Here is a 17,332-nt window from a genome sequence, read left to right as displayed (position 1 = left end):
CCTCCCAGAAGGCCGTGGCCCCACGGGGGACCGGCCGGATCCCCTCGCCTCCCGACCGGTACGCGCCGCTGAGGCGGGCGGTTCCGGTGTCGCCGTCGTCAACCACTGCTCCCCCGTTCCAATGCGGTGCGGATCATCGCGACGATCTCACGTGGGTGTTGCAGGTCGCTCCAGGTGAAGCGGAGGAGGACGAGGCGGCCGGGTGAGCTCGCGATGCGGTTCTGGCGGCGGCGGTCGGTGAAGAGGGCGCCGGGGAGGGAGTGGGGGTCGCGGCCGTCGGCTTCGACGATGACGCCGCGGCTGGGCCAGGCCAGGTCGGCGTGGCCGGCGAGGCGGCCCGTGGCGTCGTAGACCGGGTGTTGCAGGGACTCGGGCGGGATCCCGGCGTCGGCGCAGATGAGGCGGATCCTGGTTTCGAAGGTGCTGTGCGCGCGCCCGTCGGCCTGGCCCCACCAGGTTCGGGTGCGGGCCGCGCCGGCGCGGCCGCCGTTCGCCTCCTCCAGTTCGGCGAGGTCCCCGGTGTCGATCAGGCCCTGGTGCAGGGCCGAGTCGATCACGCTGACCGCGGCGTAGCGGTCGGCCAGCAGGACGGTGTCGCGCAGCGTGCGCCCCGGAGTGCTGAGGCGGATGCCCTTGTACAGGGTGGTCTCGCCCGGAGGGACGTCCCATCCGTGCAGGCGCAGGCCGACGAGGCTACCGCCCGAGCGGCCCGGGACGGTGATGTGGAGGTGCTCGTAACCCGGCCCGGAGAGCGGGCCCTGCATGCGCCATAGGCGGGCGGCCGTGGGGCCGACCGCGACGGCGCGCGGCCCGTAGGCCAGCTGCACCGCCATGACCCGGGCGGCGAGCGCCGGGACGGGGTCCCCGCGCACGAGGTAGATCCCCGCGCGCAGGCAGCGCCACCGGCGCTTGCGGACGAGGCGGTCGATCCGCCCGGCGGACAGGCCGCATTCCACGGCCTGGTGGCGGGAGAGGACGCCGTGCTGGGAGGCGGCGAGCGCCTGCGCGTTGGTGAGATCCGGTTCCGGCATCCTCTCAGGCAAGCGCCGGGCGGTCGGGCGGGCAAGGTGCGGCCGCCCCCTGTGGACGGCGGCGCCAGGGGTTGTCCACAGGCGCGCGGCGGGCGCTGGACCGGGCGGCGGAGGCTGCCTAGCTTGGAGTCGCGCGCCGCTTCCCGGCACCGAGACGCACGAACGCGACGACGGGCGATTCCGCGCGGAGCATCCGCAGTCCAGTGATGGGGGATCGCCATGTCCGACACCACTCCGACGCACTCCACCCGGCGGCCCGGCGGCGGCCCACCGCCGGACGACGCACCGCGGGAGGACCGGCTGCGCGGCCCGGCCGCGGAGGCGCTGCTCGTCGCGCTCATGCTGGATTTCCTGGCGTGGATCGGCGCGGGCAAGGAGGTGACGCGCGAGAGGCTGCACCACCCGTTCCGGTCGTCGCACCACACGCTGGTCGCCCTGGGGTGCCACCTCGGAAAGCACGAGGACGCCGATGAGCACGTCCGCTGCCCGTTCGACCGCGGCGCCGAGCTGCTCACCGTGGCGTTGAAGGCGCACATCCTGAAGCTCGTCCCCGAGCGCACCGAGCGGCGGCGCGGGGACGTGGAGCGGCAGTACGGCTGGGTGATCCCCGGGGCCGAGTACGGGCGCCACCGGCACGACCCGCTGCGCCTGCTGTGCGCGCTGCTAGGGCACGCGCCCACGTTCTGGCGGCTCCAGGACCCCCGCGTCCACTACGCACCGGCCGAGCGGGTCATGCACGCGACGCTCGCTCTGCTGGCCGAGAGCACGGGCGGCCCTGTCCTCCCCGATGTCCTGTGGGAGCGCGTGCGCGATGAGGGCGTTCCGGTGTGGCTGCTGCCCGGCGGCATCGGTGTGCTGAGCGCGCTGGGCGTGGTCGAGCACCGTGAACTCCCCGAGTCCTCCGACGAGTCGAGCGGCGAGGGCGGCGAGGGCGGTCTACCGCGGTGCGGGGCCGCCTTCACCCTGACGCCGCTGGGCGCCTACGCGGTGCGGCGGTGCTCGCCTCTGCGCGCGGGCACCGGCGCCGCGCCGGCGACGGCCGCAGGGGAGGCGTGATGCGCCTCGTCTTCACCCATGCCGACGCGGCCACGTTCGCCGACTACCGCGAACGCTTCATCCGGCGGGCGGTCGACGCCGCCGCCCCCGGCGCCGCGCCCGATCCGGGCGCGCTGCGGCTGGTCCTCGACTACAAGTACGGCGAGCCGGAGCGCGGCGGCAACGGGCTGCTGGCCCGCTGGCACACCGGGGACGTCGCCGCCCTCTTCATGGACTGGCGGTGGCGCCGGGGCGGGCCGGGTGCGCCGGCGGCCGCAGACGTCGCGGCGGCGCTCGGCGCATGGTGGTCATTTCTCCGCGGGGAGGGGTGGCTCGACCCGTACTGCACCCACGTCGACGGCCTGCGCGCGACGGCCGACGCGTTCGCCGCCGCCTGCCGCGAGCCGCTGGGCTCCCCCGCCCTCTTCTCCGGTCCCGGCCGCGACGGCCTGCGGTCACGGGCGGCGCGGCTGCCCTCCGCCGCGGAGCTGGCCGAAGCGATCCGCGCCGCTCCGGCCTTCCGCGGCGATGACGACGAACCGGGGGCGGCCGCGGCCACGGGCCGTGCGGCCGGGTGGTCGCCGCGCGGCGCCGCCGGGCTGTGGCGGGACTTCTACGCCGCGATCTCAGAGGACCTGCCCGACCGCCTGCACACCGCGGGCGGGGACACCTTCGCCAGGGAGTACGGCCGAACACCCGGCGCCTTCGTCGACGGTGTGCTGTCCGCGCTCTTCGCCGAGCGGCGGCCTGCGGGGATCGCGGTCATCGCCGGCGCCCTGGCGTCGGGCGACGGACCGGGTAGCGGCGGGCCCGCGGGGACCGGCGCGTGGGCCTCGCCCGCCGTGGCCGTCCAGGTGGTGCTGGCGGACCTCGAACGGCTGGGGGCGGTCGTGCGCGGTGGGTGGGAGACCGGCGCGTCTCCGTGCGGCGAGGCGGCCTTCGGCCTCACCCCGCTGGGCGAGTGGGCGGCCTACGAGCGCCTGACCGCCGCGGGCCGCACCCCGCGGACCTTCGACGCGCTGCTGGCGGAGCCGGCCGAGGTGGTGGTCGAGCGCGCCGCGAGCGGCTCACCGGGTGCCGCGGCCGACCTGGGCACGTGGGTCCTGGCCCGTGGGGCCGAGGCGGCGCTGCACGAGCTGGCCGCGGTCGCCCGCCGTACCGACGACCGCCTCCACCGGTGGGTCGTCCACACCGTCGCGGCCCGCTACCCGCACGCCGCCGCTCCCGCCTTCGACGCGTCCGCCGATGTTCCCGGCTCCACCGACCGGGTGCCCCTGCGGCCTTCCGCCGCGTGCTCGCGGCGGGGAGGGAGGTGAGGCGGCCCGGCGGCGTGTGTGCAGGTCCCGATCCCACGGTCTAGGGTCGTGCGATGTGAGCCAATCCATCCGTGACGTGTTCTCCGGTGTCGGCATCCTGTTCCGCGGTTTCGGGATGGTGGTGCGGCGGCCCAGACTGTTCCTCATGGGGGCGATCCCGCCCCTGATCACCTCGGTGCTGTTCCTCATCGCGCTGATCACCCTGCTGGTGAACATCGACGACATCGTCACCTGGATGACGCCGTTCGCCGAGGGGTGGGCGGCCGGGTGGGCCGCCACGCTGCGGGTCGCGGTGGGGATCGCCGTGGTGGCCGGGGCCGTGCTCGTCATGGTGGTGGCGTTCACCGGGTTCACGCTGGCCCTGGGGTTCCCGCTGTACGACAGGATCGCCGAGGAGGTCGAGTACGAGCTCGGCCACGCCCCGGCCGAGGTGGAGGAGCCGTTGGCGGGGGCGATCGCGCGGGCGGCCCGTCAGTCGGCGGTGCTGGTCGCGGTGTCGGCGGCGGTGGCGGTGCCGCTCTTCTTCGCCGGTTTCGTCCCGGTGGTCGGGCAGACGCTGATCCCGGTGCTCTCGGCGCTCTTCGGCGGGTGGATGCTGGGCATCGAGCTGGTCGGTGCGGCCTTCGACCGGCGCGGGCTGCGCCGGCTGGGCGACCGCCGCCGGGCCATGGGGCGGCGGCGGTCGTTGGTGCTGGGCTTCGCCGTGCCCTCCTACCTGCTGCTGGCGATCCCGTTCGTGGCGGTCGCGGTGTTCCCCGCCGCGACCGCCGGCGGCACGATCCTCGCCCGCGAGCTGCTGCCCGCTAGCGCAGGCCCTGACGGCGGTTGAGCGCGGTCTGGATCAGCCGGTCGACCAGGGCGGGGTAGTCCACGCCGCTGGCCTCCCACATCCGCGGGAAGGCGGAACTCGGGGTGAAGCCCGGCAGGGTGTTGACCTCGTTGACGTAGATCTCGCCGTCGTCGCCGTAGAAGAAGTCGACCCGGGCCAGCCCCTCGCAGCCCATGACCTCGAACGTGCGCGCGGCCAGCGCCCGGATGTCGGCGGTGACCTGCTCGGGCAGGTCGGCGGGGATGCCCAGGCTGCTGGTGGACAGGTACTTGGCCTCGAAGTCGTAGAAGTCGAAGCCGTCGGCGACGTGGATCTCGGCGGGTACCGAGACGTCGGGCAGTCCGCCGTCCAGCGACTCCAGCACCCCGCACTCGATCTCGCGGCCCACGATGGCGGCCTCGACGATGACCTTCGGGTCGTGCTCGCGCGCCGCCTCGATCGCGGCGATGACCGCGTCGGTGTCGGCGGCGTCGGCCACCTTGCTGATGCCGACGCTGCTCCCGGCACGGGCCGGCTTGACGAACAGGGTGCCGCCGAGCTCGGCGATGTCGTCCAGGACGCGCTTGCGCTCGCGCTGCCACTCGCGGTCGGTGACCGGCACGTAGGCGCCGGTGCGGATCCCGTTCCCGGCGAGCATCGCCTTCATGAAGATCTTGTCCATGGAGGCGGCGCTCGCGAACACCCCGGCGCCCGCGTAGCGGGCGCCCATCATCTCGAACAACCCCTGGATGGTGCCGTCCTCGCCGTAGGGACCGTGCAGCAGCGGCAGGACGACGTCGACCTCGCCGAGGCGGCGGGGCACCTGGTCGGGCTCGACGACCATCAGCTCGGCGGCGCTGTCGAAGGGCAGTGCGAGGGCGGCGCCCGCTTCCTCCCCGATGCTCGGCAGCCGGCCGTCGCGGATGGCCAGGCGTTCGCTGTCACCCGAGGTCAGCACCCAGTTGCCGCCGCGGGTGATCCCGATGGGCACGATCTCGTAGCGGTCGGTGTCGATGACGGAGAGCACACTGCCCGCCGTGGCACAGGAGATCTCGTGCTCGGAACTGCGCCCGCCGAAAACCACGGCGACCCGAATCTTTCGCTGCTCGGTCATGGGCGTGACCCTATCTTGCGTTTGTGCAGGACCCGAACCGAGCGATTCCGGTGTCGGTCCCCGTCGTTATCCGTCGGACGTGCACCGGTCCAGGGCCGCCAGCGCGTCCTCGATGAGATCGGCCGGCTCCTCGACGCCGATGGAGAACCGGACGGCCGCCGGTCCGATCCCCGCGGCCTCCAGCGCTTCGTCGCTCAACTGCCGGTGCGTCGTGGATCCTACGTGACCTGCCAGCGTGTGTGTACCACCCAGCGACGCGGCGATGCTCGCCACCCGCAGCCCGTCCGCGAACACCATGCCCGCTGCCCGGCCGCCCCGCGGTGTGACGGTGACGACGGCGCCGTAGCGGCCGGCGTCGAACAGCGCCCCGGCGAGCTCGTGCCCCTGGTGACCAGGTAGCCCGGGGTAGTCCACGCGCGCGACCGCCGGATGCCCGGCCACGGCCGCCGCGAACTCCGCCGCGGTGGCGCACTGCCGGGCCATCCGCAGCGGCAGCGTCTCCAGCCCCCGGTGCAGCAGGAACGCCTCGTCGGGCGCCAGGCACGGCCCCAGGTCGATGCGGGCCGCGCGGACCGCCGCCACCGGTTCGGGTCGGCCCACCACCGCGCCGCCCGTGGCGTCGCTGTGCCCGCCGATGTACTTGGTCGCCGAGTGGACCACGAGGTCGGCGCCGTGCTCCAGCGGGCGGCACACCGCCGGGGAGGCGAACGTCGAGTCCACCACGAGCACCGCCCCGGCCTCCGCCGCGACCTCGGCGAGCCCGGGGATGTCGGACACGGTCATGGTCGGGTTGGACAGCGTCTCGGTGAAGACCACCGCGGTCTGCGTCCGCACCGCGGCGCGGACGGCGTCCAGGTCGGTGATGTCGACGAAGTCGGTGTCCACCCCGAAGCGCCGCAGCAGCCCGTCCAGCAGCGAGTAGGTGTTGCCGTAGATCGACCGGGCGGCGACCACGTGCGACCCGGCCGAGGTCAGCGCGAGCAGCGTGGTGCTGATCGCCGCCATCCCGGAGGCGAACGCCTGACCGCGCACCGCGGCGTCCGGCCCGCCGCCCTCCATGGCGGCCAGTGCGCGGGCGAACGCCTCGCTCGTCGGGTTGTCGATCCGGGCATAGGAGTAGCCCGCCCGGACACCGTCGAGAACGTCCGCGTACTCCTGTGACGTGTCGAAGGCGTAGGTCGTGCTGCGGTACACGGGCATCCGCACCGGCCGCTCCGCGGGCACCGGCCCCGTCGGCAGGCCCACGGCACGGGTGTTCTCTCCCTGCGGCGACATGATCCTCCGTTGATGTCGGGGGTATCGACCCCATTCCGCCGCGAGTTCGGTCGACGGTCCCGAGATCGACGGAGGGGTGGCCGACACCGGTTCGGAAGCGGCGGGACTCAGACCCCGTATCTCTCCGGCTTGGTGCTGCGCGACATGAACGCCTGCAGCGCCTCCGCCGGGCTCAGGTCGTGGTCGATCATCCCGACCACGGCCTCGGTGATCGGCATCTCCACACCGTTGGCCCGCCCCAGCGCCAGGATCGACTCCGAGGACTTCACCGCCTCGGCGGTCTGCCGGGTCGCCGCCACGGCCTCCTCCACGGTCATCCCGGAGCCGAGCTTCGCGCCGAAGGTGCGGTTGCGCGACAGCGGCGAGCTGCACGTGGCCACGAGGTCGCCGAGCCCGGCCAGACCGGACAGTGTGTGCTCGTCGGCGCCCAGCGCCACCGCCAGCCGCACCGTCTCCGCCAGGCCGCGGGTGATGAGCGACGCCTTGGCGTTGTCGCCGAACCCCATGCCGTCGGCGACGCCGACGGCCAGCGCGATGACGTTCTTCACCGCGCCGCCCAGCTCCGCCCCGACCAGGTCGGTGGCGGTGTAGGGCCGGAAGTAGGGGGCGTTGCACACGCCCTGCAGCCGGACCGCGGTCGGCTCGTGCGGGCAGGCGACCACGGCCGTCGCGGGCTGGCGCCCGGCGATCTCCCGGGCCAGGTTGGGGCCGGTCACGACGGCGATGCGCTCGGCGGGCCACTCCAGTGCCTCGGCGATGACCTGGCTCATCCGCAGCGACGTGCCGAGCTCGACGCCCTTCATCAGGCTGACGATGACGGCGTCGGCCGGGATGTGCTCACGCCAGGCCGCGAGGTTCTCCCGCAGCGACTGCGACGGCACGGCGATGACGACGAACTCGGCGCCGTGCAGGGCCTTGGCCGCCTCGGTCGTCGCCGTCAGCTCCGGGTTCAGCCCGACCCCCGGGAAGTAGTCGGGGTTCTCGGAGCGCTGCCGGATCGCGTCGACCACATCGGCGCGCCGACCCCACATCTCGACCTCGGCGACACCGGCGTCCGCGACCACATTGGCGAACGCCGTACCCCATGAGCCGGAGCCCATGACGGCGACCTTCATCGTCTCTCCCATCCCTCGAACGTCCTGGTCCTCGGCCTCGCCCTCGCGAGGGTCAGGACCGGGGCGCGTCGTCGTCCTTGCCCCCGCCGGCGGAGACGTTCTCCGCGCCCGAGGTCTGCCCGCCCGCGCCCGGTTCCTCGGCCGTGCCGGTGGTGTCGGTGGTGTCGGTGGCACCGGTGGTGTCGGTGGACTCGGGCGCGTCGGCCCGCTCCGTACCGCCGACCCGCCCGACGTCGCCCTCGCCGACCCGCTCCTGGCGCGCCGCACGGGGATCGTACGGGATCGCCGGGGGCTCCTCGCCGCGGATCTCCGCCTGCAGGGCGGTGATGGCCCGCATGATGTCGGCGGTCGCGTCCCGCAGCAGGGATGCGGTGATCGGCTCGCCCCGGTACTTGTCCAGGTCCACGGGCGGGCCCGCGAGGTACTGGACGCGCTTGCGCGGGAACGGCCGCAGGCGCGTGGTGCCGTAGCGGAGCAGGTGCTGCTCGCCCCAGTGGGCGACGGGGACGACCGGGACGCCGGTGGTCAGCGCCAGCCGCGCAACACCGGTCTTGGCGGTCATCGGCCACTCCCCCGGGTCGCGGGTGCAGGTGCCCTCGGGGTAGAAGATCACCGAGCAGCCGTCCTCGACCAGCGCCTTCTCCGCGTCCTGCAGCGCCTTGACGGCGTCGGTGCTGCCGCGCCTCACCCCGATCTGCCCGGTGCTGCGTGCGACGAAGCCGACGACGGGGATCTTGAAGACGCTGTCCTTGGAGGTGAACGTCGGCCACCGGCGCCCGGCCACGTACAGGTAGTGCGCGATGGTCAGCGGGTCGGCCAGGGAGAGGTGGTTGGAGGCGAGGATCACACCGCCCTCGCGCGGGATGTGGTGCTGCCCGCGCCAGTCGACCTTGGTGATGGCCGTCATGATCGGGCGGACGATGCTGGCCACCACGACCTTCACCACACGCGATTCCCGTTGCTTTGCCACGGACTCCTCCGGATTCGACCCTGGGCACAGCGCGACCAAGGCGATGACGTGCCGACAGTGGGGGGCGCCCGAAACGACCCCGGGCGCGCGGTCGCCCCAGTCTAGGCGGACAACGTGATCACCCACGTCCTCACCCTCGGGGAACGCCGCCGGTCGGCGCTGCGGCCGATCAGGGGGCCGTCATACCCTTTCTACGTCCTGGCCGCCATCGGAGTCGAGAGGTCGAGCGTTGAGCACGAGCAGAGGCGGGGCGCGGCACCGCTGGTCCCTCCTCGTCCCGGTGAAGCACCTGGCGGGCGCGAAGACGCGGCTCGCCCGGTTCGCCGGTGCGCACCGGAGCGACCTCGCGCTCGCGATCGCATGCGACACCGTCATGGCGGCCGTCGACTGCCCCGCGGTCGCGTCGGTGTTCGCCGTGACCGACGACCCCCGCGCCGCCGACGCCCTGGGCGGCCTGGGCGCGCACGTCGTCGCGGGTGAACCCGGCACCGGGCTGAACCCGGCGCTGGTGCACGGCGCCGCGGAGGCCCTACGGCGGCGGCCGGGGCGGGGTCTGTGCGCGCTGTCGGCGGACCTTCCGGCGCTGCGCCCGGCCGAGCTCGACCTGGTGCTGGGCGACGCGGCCGCCCACGAGCGCGCGTTCCTCGCCGACGCACCCGGCGTCGGCACCACGCTCTACACGGCGGCGCCCGGTGCCGCCTTCACACCCGCCTTCGAGGGCGCGTCACGGCGCCGCCACCACGACGGCGGCGCCGCCGAGCTGGTGCGCGCCGACGTGCCCAGCGTGCGCCGGGACGTCGACACCCCCGAGGACCTGCACGGCGCCGTGGCACTGGGGGTGGGCCCGCACACCGCGAAGCTGCTGGGTCTGCTGGGCCTGCCGGACGTGCCCTAGCTCCTCCGCGGGTGCTCGCCGGACACGACGCTGCCCGGGTCCCCCGCAGGGGACCCGGGCAGTATCGCGAGTGGACAGGCCTGGCGGCGTGCCTCACTTGCCCTTGTTGACCCGGTCCTTGAAGTCCTGTCCGGCGCGGAACTTCGGAACCTTGCTCGCGGGGACGTTGATGGTCGCCCCGGTCGCGGGGTTGCGGGCGGTGCGGGCCGCTCGGTCGGCCTTCTCGAACACACCGAACCCGGTGATGGCGACCTTGTCACCCTTGGCGACGGTCTTCTGGATGGTCTCCAGCACGGCGTTCACGGCCTCGCCGGCGGTCTTCTTGTCTCCCCCCATCTCCTTGGAGACGGCGTCGATCAGGTCACGCTTGTTCATTGTTTCCTCCGGTTCCCCCTTGCCCGCACGAAATTAGGGGACGCACGGCCCCCAGCACAAACACCTGAGCCGGGAAAATCAGCGTGTCGGGGGGTCGTCGACCTGCGGGGGAAGCTCCTGGAGCATCCGATCGAGCCGCCTGGAGGCCCGCAGAGGGTCCCTTTTGACGGCCTCCGTGACCGTCAAAAGCCTGCGAATTACCGGAATCCGGACGCCGTCGGGGAGAGCGTGGGCACGGCGGTGGGCCTCGCGGAGGCGCTCCGCCAAATCAAGGTAAAATTCCGGCGACAGGGCCGGATCCGCGTCGGATCCGGCCTCGCCTCCGGGGCTCGCGGGCCCTAGACCGTCACCGGCAGCCATGGCTTGCGCCGCTTCTCGTAGTCGTCGATCGCGTCGGTCCGCCGCAGGGTCAGCGCGATGTCGTCCAGCCCCTCCAGCAGCCGCCAGCGGGTGTAGTCGTCGATCTCGAACGGCACGGTGATGCCCGGCGCGCGCACCTCCCGCTCCACCAGGTCGACCGTGACCGCGGTGGCGGGGTCGGCCTCGACCAGCTCCCACAGCCGCTCGATGACCTCCTGGTCCAGCACGACGGTGAGCAGCCCGCCCTTGAGCGAGTTGCCGCGGAAGATGTCGGCGAAGCGCGGCGCAAGCACGGCCTTGAAGCCGTGGTCCTGCAGCGCCCACACCGCGTGCTCGCGCGAGGACCCGGTGCCGAAGTCGGGGCCGGCGATCAGCACGGTGCCCTGGGCGTACTCCGGCTTGTTCAGCACGAACTCGGGGTCGTTCGCCCGCCAGGCGGCGAACAGGCCGTCCTCGAAACCGGTCCGGCTGACCCGCTTGAGGTAGACGGCCGGGATGATCTGGTCGGTGTCCACGTTGCTGGCACGCAGCGGCACGGCGCGGCCGGTGTGGACGGTGAACTTCTCCATGTCGGTGTGATCCCTCGTGTCTCGTCGCGGTCGCCGGCTACAGGTCGGCCGGGGAGGACAGGGTGCCGCGCACCGCGGTCGCCGCGGCGACCAGCGGCGACACCAGGTGGGTGCGCCCGCCCTTGCCCTGGCGGCCCTCGAAGTTCCGGTTGGACGTCGACGCGCTGCGTTCACCCGGCTTGAGCTGGTCGGGGTTCATGCCCAGGCACATCGAGCAGCCGGCCTCGCGCCACTCGGCCCCGGCCCCGGTGAAGACCTCTCCCAAGCCCTCGGCGTTGGCCTGCTCCTTGACCCGCATGGAGCCGGGCACCACCAGCATCCGGACGCCGTCGGCGACCTTGCGGCCCTTGATGACCTCTGCCGCGGCGCGCAGGTCCTCGATGCGGCCGTTGGTGCAGGAGCCGAGGAAGACGGTGTCCACGGCGACCTCGCGCAGCGGGGTGCCGGGGGCGAGGTCCATGTAGGCCAGCGCCTTCTCGGCGGCGGCGCGCTCGGTGGGATCCGCGATCTCCGCGGGGACCGGGACGGCCGCGTCCAGCGGCGCGCCCTGGCCCGGGTTGGTCCCCCACGTCACGAAGGGACTGAGCTCGTCGGCGTCGAGCACCACCTCATGGTCGAACACGGCGTCCTCATCGGTGCGCAGGCTCTTCCAGTGCTCGACTGCGGCGTCCCACCGCGCGCCCTGCGGGGCGTGCGGGCGGCCCTTGATGTAGTCGAACGTGGTCTCGTCCGGTGCGATCATCCCGGCGCGGGCGCCCGCCTCGATCGACATGTTGCAGACGGTCATCCGGGCCTCCATCGACAGGGCGCGGATGGCCTCGCCCCGGTACTCGATGACGTAGCCCTGGCCGCCGCCGGTGCCGATCTTGGCGATGACGGCGAGGATGATGTCCTTGGCGGTGACCCCCGGCTTCAGTGTGCCGTCGACCGTGACCGCCATGGTCTTGAACGGGGTCATCGGCAGCGTCTGGGTCGCGAGCACGTGCTCGACCTGACTGGTGCCGATGCCGAACGCCAGCGCGCCGAACGCCCCGTGTGTGCTGGTGTGGCTGTCGCCGCAGACGACGGTCATGCCCGGCTGGGTCAGGCCCAGCTGCGGGCCCACGACGTGCACGATGCCCTGGTCGATGTCGCCCATGGGGAACAGGCGCACGCCGAACTCCGCGGCGTTGCGGCGCAGCGTCTCGATCTGGGTGCGCGAGACCTTGTCGGCGATCGGGCCGAGGATGTTCTCGGTGGGGACGTTGTGGTCCTCCGTGGCGATGGTGAGGTCCGGGCGGCGCACGCGGCGGCCGGCCAGCCGGAGCCCCTCGAAGGCCTGCGGGCTGGTGACCTCGTGCACGAGGTGCAGGTCGATGTAGAGCAGATCGGGTTCACCCTCGGCACGTCGGACGACGTGCTCCTCCCAGACCTTCTCGGCCATCGTGCGAGCCATGTGCGACGCCTCCTAGCGTCTCGAACGTTCCCTTGTCCCGATGCCCGGTCCCGCGCTTTCCGCCGGAGGGGCGGCCGCGGCGCCGACGCGCCTCTCCGTTCGTCCGCGTCCGGCGTTCGCGCTGCGGGCCCGAGCCGACTTGCATTCCAAATAGCGAGACGGCAATATCAAGCCATGGACAACTCTAGCTCATCCAGTGGTGTCGGTGTCCTGGACAAGACGATGTCCGTACTCGACGCGCTGGAGTCCGGCCCGGCTTCGCTCGCCCAGCTCGTGCAGATCACCGGGCTGGCCCGGCCCACCGCGCACCGCCTGGCGGTCGCGCTGGAGCGCCACCGCATGGTCACCCGCGACAGCCAGGGGCGGTTCATCCTCGGCCCGCGCCTGGGCGAGCTGTCCATCTCCACCGGCGAGGACCGGCTGCTGGCCGTGGCCACCCCGGTGCTGACGCGGCTGCGCGACCTGACCGGTGAGAGCGCCCAGCTCTACCGCCGCCAGGGCGACGTGCGGGTGTGCGTGGCCGCGTCGGAGCGCACCAGCGGGCTGCGCGACACCGTCCCGGTCGGCAGCGAACTCCCGATGAACGCGGGCTCGGCCGCGCAGATCCTGCTGGCCTGGGAGGACGGCGAGCGCATCCGCCGCCACCTGCGCGGCGCGCGGTTCACCTCGGCCACGCTGTCCCAGGTCCGGCGGCGCCGCTGGGCCCAGAGCGTCGCCGAGCGCGAGCAGGGCGTCGCCTCGGTGTCCGCCCCGATCACCGGCCCCGGCGGCCGGGTGATCGCGGCCGTCTCGATATCCGGACCGATCGAGCGCCTGGGCCGCTCCCCCGGCCGCCTGCACGCCCAGGCCGTGACCTCGGCCGCGGAGAAGATCAACGAGGCCCTGCACACCAACGAGACGCACACCCAGTAGCCCCCACGCCCCCCATCCGTTGATCTCGGAGATATCGGGGTGATACTCGCCGGTATCACCCCGATATCTCCGAGATCAACGAGGAATGGAGGTGGGGGCGCGTGGTCAGCCGGGTGCGGGCACCCGCAGGATGCGGTCGTCGCCGGGGGCGGGCGAGCCGCGGCCGTCGCGGTCGCTGGTTCCGACCCACAGCTCCTCGCCGTCAGGGTGCGCCGCCACCGAGCGCAGGCGACCGTACCGCTCCACGTAGAGCGCCTCCGGTTCGCCGACGGGGTCCTCGGCGTCGCCGGTCAGCGGGACCCGCCACAGCCGCTCGCCGCGCAGGGCGGCCACCCACAGCGCGTCCCCGGCGATCGCGGCCCCGCTCGGCGACGCCTCGGCGGGCGTCCACACCACGACCGGTTCGATGAAGCGGTCGTCCCCGCCGATGCCCTCGACCTCCGGCCAGCCGTAGTTGCCGCCGGGTTCGATGACGTTGACCTCGTCGTAGGCGTCCGCGCCGAACTCGGTGGCGAACATCCGCCCCTCGCCGTCCCAGGCCAGGCCCTGCACGTTGCGGTGGCCGTAGCTGTAGACGAGGTTGTCGAAGGGGTTGCCGTCGGGAACCCGCCCCTCGGGGGTCATCCGAAGGATCTTGCCGGCCAGTGAGTCGGTGTCCTGCGCCGTCCGCGGCTCGGCGGCGTCGCCGGTGGCCGCGTACAGTAGCCCGTCGGGGCCGAACGCGATGCGCCCGCCGTTGTGGACGACCGCCTTGGGGATGCCGTCGAGGACGACCTCGGGATCGCCGAGCCCGGTGTCCTCGGCATAGGGCATGCGCAGGATCCGGTTGTCGTCGGCGGCGGTGGCGTACACGTAGACGGCGGGCTCGTCCGGGAAATCGGGGTGGACCGCCAGCCCGAGCAGCCCGCCCTCGCCGCGCGGCACCGCCGCGTCGACCGTGCCGACCTCGGTCACCTCACCGCCGGGCCCGACCCGGACGACCCGAGTGGAGTCACGCTCGGTGACCAGCGCCGATCCGTCGGGCAGGAAGTCGATGCCCCACGGCACCTCCAGGTCGGTGGCGACGTCCACCGGCTCCTCCAGGACAGCGGGCGGGTCACCCCTGTCCGGTGTTTCTGCCGGTCGTGGCGTATCGTCGGGGCGTTCGGGCGCTTCGGTCGCGCACGCCGCGGCCAGCATGAGGGCGACGGCCGCCTGCGCGGCGCGGGATCGGGCGTTGTCGGGGACGCGGCGCATGATCCTGTTGTGCCCCGGGGGCACATGATCCTCACCCGGGCTCCCCAGCGCGGCCGCCCCGGCCACGGTGACCCAGGGTGATAAACCCTCTCCACCCCTGGATCCTTATTGACACCTTGTTTAACATGACGCCATGTCTCATACGACTGTGACCAACGCCACCGACGTGGCGCGCTTCCGCGAGCTCCAGCAGCTCGCCTACGCGGCCGCGCAGTCGGTCGCGGCGACCCTCGAACCGGGGGTCACCGAACGCCAGGCCGCCCGCCGTATCCGCACCTGGCTCGAAGAGCGCGGCGTGCAGGACTGGTTCCACACGCCCTTCGCCTGGTTCGGCGACCGCACCGCCTTCCGGAACTTCCGCGTCCCCCTCCAGTTCTTCCCGACCGGCCGCCGCCTGGAGGAGGGCATGCCCTTCATCCTCGACTGCGCGCCGGTACGCGACGGTTACGTCGCCGACATCGGCTACGCCGGATGCCTCGGCGACAACCCCGTGCACGACCGGCTGATGGACGACCTCGCCGCCTACCGCGGACTGATCGTCGCCGAGGTGCGCGCCGGGCGCCCGCTGCGCGAGATCTACCGGGAGGTCGACGCCCTGATCACCCGGCAGGGCTACGACAACCGGCACCAGGTCTACCCCGGCCGGGTCATCGCCCACCAGGTGACGCGGGTGCACTCGCGCCTGCCCAAGGCGATCGTCGCCGGATTCGGCGTCCGGTCCCTGCAGACGCTGTTCGGCGACCTCATCGTCGAGCGCCTGCACCACCGATCCCCGCTGTGGGCCGATGGAAAGATCTCCCAGCACCCCGCCACCCCCGGGCTGTGGGCCGTCGAACCGCACATCGGCTTCCGCGGCGTCGGCGTCAAGTTCGAGGAGATCCTCGTGGTCACCGAGGACGACGCCTACTGGCTGGACGACGACCTGCCGCACGTCCGGCGCTGGGCGGCCGCGGGCCGGGGCGACGGCGAACCGGCCGACGGCGCCGCGGCGACGGACGCCGCCGCGCCCCCGAGCACGATCGAGAAGAGGGATGCCACCCCATGAGCGAAACCCCCCACCCCCGGCACGTGTGGACCGCCGACGGCCTGCGGCTCGCCGTCTACCACCGCGGCGACCCGGCCGCGCCCACGGTGCTGTGCGTGCACGGCTACCCCGACAACGCGTCCGTGTGGGACGGCGTCGCCGAGCACCTGGCCGACCGCTACCACGTCGTCACCTACGACGTACGCGGTGCGGGCGCCTCCACCGCGCCCCGGCAGCGGTCCGGGTACCGGATGGAGCACCTGGCCGACGACCTGGCCCGGGTGGCCGACGCCGTCAGCCCCGGCCGCCCCGTGCACCTGCTGGCCCACGACTGGGGGTCGCTGCAGGCCTGGCACGCCGTCACCGACGAGCGGCTCTCCGCCCGCTTCGCCTCCTTCACCTCCATCTCCGGCCCCTGTCTGGACCACGTCGCGCACTGGATCCGCTCCGGCCTGCGCGCCGGGAACCCCGGGCGGCTGCTCAGCCAGAGCGCGCACTCCACCTACATCGGCTTCTTCCACCTGCCCGCGCTCCCCGAACTGTCCTGGCTCACCGGTGTCGGCGGGCTGGTGCTCGGCGCGGCAGAGCGGGTCGGGGAGTCCGGGCGGCCGCGCGTGCGGGCACGTCGCCACATGCGCGACTTCCTCAACGGCCTGGAGCTGTACCGCGCCAACATCCGCGACCACCTGCGGCGCCCCGGCCGACGCAGCACCTCGATCCCGGTGCAGGTGCTGGCGCCCACCCGGGAGGCGTTCATGCCCGAGGGCGCGCAGACCGCCGCCGCCGAGTGGGTCCCGGACTTCCGGTTCCACCGGCTCGACGGCGGCCACTGGGCGCCGCGCACCCGGCCCGGCGTCATCGCGCGCCGGGTGACCGACCTCGTCGAGGAGGTCGATGCCGGGCGCGCCCCCGCCCCGCGCGCCACCGCAGGGCCGGGCGCCTCCCCCGGCCCGCGCCGGTTCGCCGGGCAGCTGGCGGTGGTGACCGGGGCAGGCGGCGGCATCGGCCGTGCCACCGCCTTCGAGCTGGCAGAGCAGGGTGCGCGGATCATCGCCGTCGACATCGACGAGCAGACGGCCGCCCGTACCGCCGACCTCGCGTCCCTGCTCGGCCCCGCTGCCGACTCCTACCGGCTGGACGTTGCCGACGGCGCGGCGATGGACCGCTTCGCCAAGTGGGTGCGGGCCGAGCACGGGGTGCCCGACATCGTCATCAACAACGCCGGGATCGGCATCGGCGGCCCCTTCCTCGGCACCACGCCGGCCGACTGGGAGCGCGCCATCGACGTCAACCTGTGGGGCGTCATCCACGGGTGCCGCGCGTTCGCCCCGATGATGGTGGAGAGCGGCGGGGGCGGCCGGATCGTCAACACCGCATCGTGCGCCGCCTACCTGCCCTCGCGCGCCTTCCCGGCCTACGCCACCACCAAGGCGGCGGTACTGATGCTCAGCCGCTGCCTGCGCGGCGAGCTCGCCGAGCACGGCATCCGGGTGACCGCCGTGTGCCCTGGCGTGATCCACACCGGGATCATCGCCGCCACCCGCTTCGCCGGGGCCGACGACCGTGTCGCCACGGCCGCGCGCGAACGCCTGGAGCGGCTGTACCGGATGCGCGGCTACACCCCGGAGCGGGCGGCCCGGCGCATCGTGCACGCGATCGGCCGCGGCCCGGAGCTGCTGCCGATCACCGGCGAGGCCCACGGCGGCCTCCTCCTGTCCCGCCTGGCCCCGGCGGTGCTGCGCGCCACCGCGCGGCTGGCGCCGCCCCTGGATACGGCGACCACGGGACCGCAGGGCCGCACGGCCTGAGGCACGACCGCTCTCCGCCCGAAGGCCGACGGCGCCGGCCCTGCGCCCCCGACC

General features: G+C 73.5%; 17 protein-coding genes. 7 read left to right on the top strand and 10 right to left on the bottom strand.

Translation table 11 applies throughout. The features are described 5' to 3' along the window. Positions 1-98 precede the first annotated feature (98 nt). The gene (locus tag HNR23_RS02680; protein ID WP_184073143.1) at positions 99-1,031 is read right to left on the bottom strand and encodes a type IV toxin-antitoxin system AbiEi family antitoxin domain-containing protein; all 933 of its coding nucleotides are present in this window, start codon (positions 1,029-1,031) and stop codon (positions 99-101) included. 219 nt (positions 1,032-1,250) lie between these two features. Between HNR23_RS02680 and HNR23_RS02675 the strand changes: the two genes are divergently transcribed. The 3 genes from HNR23_RS02675 to HNR23_RS02665 are packed head-to-tail and all read left to right on the top strand — an operon-like array spanning position 1,251 to position 4,211. Then, on the top strand, positions 1,251-2,087 hold the full coding sequence (locus HNR23_RS02675; RefSeq protein ID WP_184073141.1) for a hypothetical protein: 837 nt from the start codon (positions 1,251-1,253) through the stop codon (positions 2,085-2,087). Continuing rightward, on the top strand, positions 2,087-3,382 hold the full coding sequence (locus tag HNR23_RS02670) for a serine/threonine-protein kinase (protein ID WP_184073139.1): 1,296 nt from the start codon (positions 2,087-2,089) through the stop codon (positions 3,380-3,382). Before HNR23_RS02675 ends, HNR23_RS02670 begins: the two co-directional genes overlap by 1 nt. A 55-nt stretch (positions 3,383-3,437) precedes the next feature. Further along, a complete protein-coding gene (locus HNR23_RS02665; RefSeq protein ID WP_343070396.1) occupies positions 3,438-4,211 on the top strand; it encodes an EI24 domain-containing protein in 774 nt (257 codons plus the stop codon). On the opposite strand, the gene HNR23_RS02660 is transcribed toward HNR23_RS02665, so the two are convergent. The 4 genes from HNR23_RS02660 to HNR23_RS02645 form a co-directional block, all read right to left on the bottom strand. Next, complete coding sequence (locus HNR23_RS02660; RefSeq protein ID WP_184073134.1) at positions 4,186-5,304, bottom strand: D-alanine--D-alanine ligase family protein; 1,119 nt, start codon at positions 5,302-5,304, stop codon at positions 4,186-4,188. The genes HNR23_RS02665 and HNR23_RS02660 overlap by 26 nt on opposite strands. A 66-nt stretch (positions 5,305-5,370) precedes the next feature. Next, on the bottom strand, positions 5,371-6,579 hold the full coding sequence (locus tag HNR23_RS02655; RefSeq protein WP_184073132.1) for a trans-sulfuration enzyme family protein: 1,209 nt from the start codon (positions 6,577-6,579) through the stop codon (positions 5,371-5,373). 107 nt (positions 6,580-6,686) lie between these two features. Beyond that, positions 6,687-7,694 carry an NAD(P)H-dependent glycerol-3-phosphate dehydrogenase gene (locus HNR23_RS02650; protein ID WP_184079764.1) on the bottom strand — a complete coding sequence of 336 codons (1,008 nt, stop codon included), beginning with the start codon at positions 7,692-7,694 and terminating at the stop codon, positions 6,687-6,689. Positions 7,695-7,746: 52 nt separating this feature from the next. Further along, positions 7,747-8,664: a lysophospholipid acyltransferase family protein gene (locus tag HNR23_RS02645; protein WP_343070395.1), complete on the bottom strand. Its 918-nt coding sequence runs from the start codon at positions 8,662-8,664 to the stop codon at positions 7,747-7,749. 229 nt (positions 8,665-8,893) lie between these two features. Here HNR23_RS02645 and cofC point away from each other — a divergent pair, with 229 nt between their 5' ends. Continuing rightward, positions 8,894-9,559: a 2-phospho-L-lactate guanylyltransferase gene (cofC, locus tag HNR23_RS02640; protein WP_184073130.1), complete on the top strand. Its 666-nt coding sequence runs from the start codon at positions 8,894-8,896 to the stop codon at positions 9,557-9,559. Between the two features lie 93 nt (positions 9,560-9,652). Here the strand turns inward: cofC and HNR23_RS02635 are convergent, their stop codons facing one another. From HNR23_RS02635 to leuC, 4 genes are all read right to left on the bottom strand, one after another. Beyond that, positions 9,653-9,934, bottom strand: coding sequence for an HU family DNA-binding protein (locus tag HNR23_RS02635; protein ID WP_184073128.1), 282 nt, complete (start codon positions 9,932-9,934; stop codon positions 9,653-9,655). 78 nt (positions 9,935-10,012) lie between these two features. Further along, entirely contained in the window at positions 10,013-10,294 is a 282-nt protein-coding gene (locus HNR23_RS27770) for an SCO5555 family protein (RefSeq protein WP_449406825.1), read from the bottom strand. Continuing rightward, positions 10,273-10,863: a 3-isopropylmalate dehydratase small subunit gene (leuD, locus tag HNR23_RS02630; RefSeq protein ID WP_184073126.1), complete on the bottom strand. Its 591-nt coding sequence runs from the start codon at positions 10,861-10,863 to the stop codon at positions 10,273-10,275. The genes HNR23_RS27770 and leuD overlap by 22 nt, the downstream gene beginning before the upstream one ends. 37 nt (positions 10,864-10,900) lie before the next feature. Further along, positions 10,901-12,298, bottom strand: a complete 1,398-nt coding sequence (gene leuC, locus HNR23_RS02625; RefSeq protein WP_184073124.1) for a 3-isopropylmalate dehydratase large subunit — start codon at positions 12,296-12,298, stop codon at positions 10,901-10,903. Between the two features lie 222 nt (positions 12,299-12,520). On the opposite strand from leuC, the gene HNR23_RS02620 reads away from it, so the two are divergent. Beyond that, entirely contained in the window at positions 12,521-13,210 is a 690-nt protein-coding gene (locus HNR23_RS02620; RefSeq protein ID WP_281381938.1) for an IclR family transcriptional regulator, read from the top strand. A 105-nt stretch (positions 13,211-13,315) separates the two neighbouring features. Here the strand turns inward: HNR23_RS02620 and HNR23_RS02615 are convergent, their stop codons facing one another. Next, positions 13,316-14,446, bottom strand: a complete 1,131-nt coding sequence (locus HNR23_RS02615) for a PQQ-dependent sugar dehydrogenase (RefSeq protein WP_184073120.1) — start codon at positions 14,444-14,446, stop codon at positions 13,316-13,318. 133 nt (positions 14,447-14,579) lie between these two features. On the opposite strand from HNR23_RS02615, the gene HNR23_RS02610 reads away from it, so the two are divergent. Then, on the top strand, positions 14,580-15,491 hold the full coding sequence (locus tag HNR23_RS02610; protein WP_184073118.1) for a M24 family metallopeptidase: 912 nt from the start codon (positions 14,580-14,582) through the stop codon (positions 15,489-15,491). Continuing rightward, positions 15,488-17,278: an SDR family oxidoreductase gene (locus HNR23_RS02605; RefSeq protein ID WP_184073116.1), complete on the top strand. Its 1,791-nt coding sequence runs from the start codon at positions 15,488-15,490 to the stop codon at positions 17,276-17,278. The genes HNR23_RS02610 and HNR23_RS02605 overlap by 4 nt, the downstream gene beginning before the upstream one ends. Positions 17,279-17,332 lie beyond the last annotated feature (54 nt).

It is taken from the genome of Nocardiopsis mwathae, assembly GCF_014201195.1.
GTDB lineage: Bacteria > Actinomycetota > Actinomycetes > Streptosporangiales > Streptosporangiaceae > Nocardiopsis_C > Nocardiopsis_C mwathae.
The sequence above is the reverse complement of the archived record's forward strand: the minus strand, read 5'-3'. Positions and strand labels throughout refer to the sequence as shown.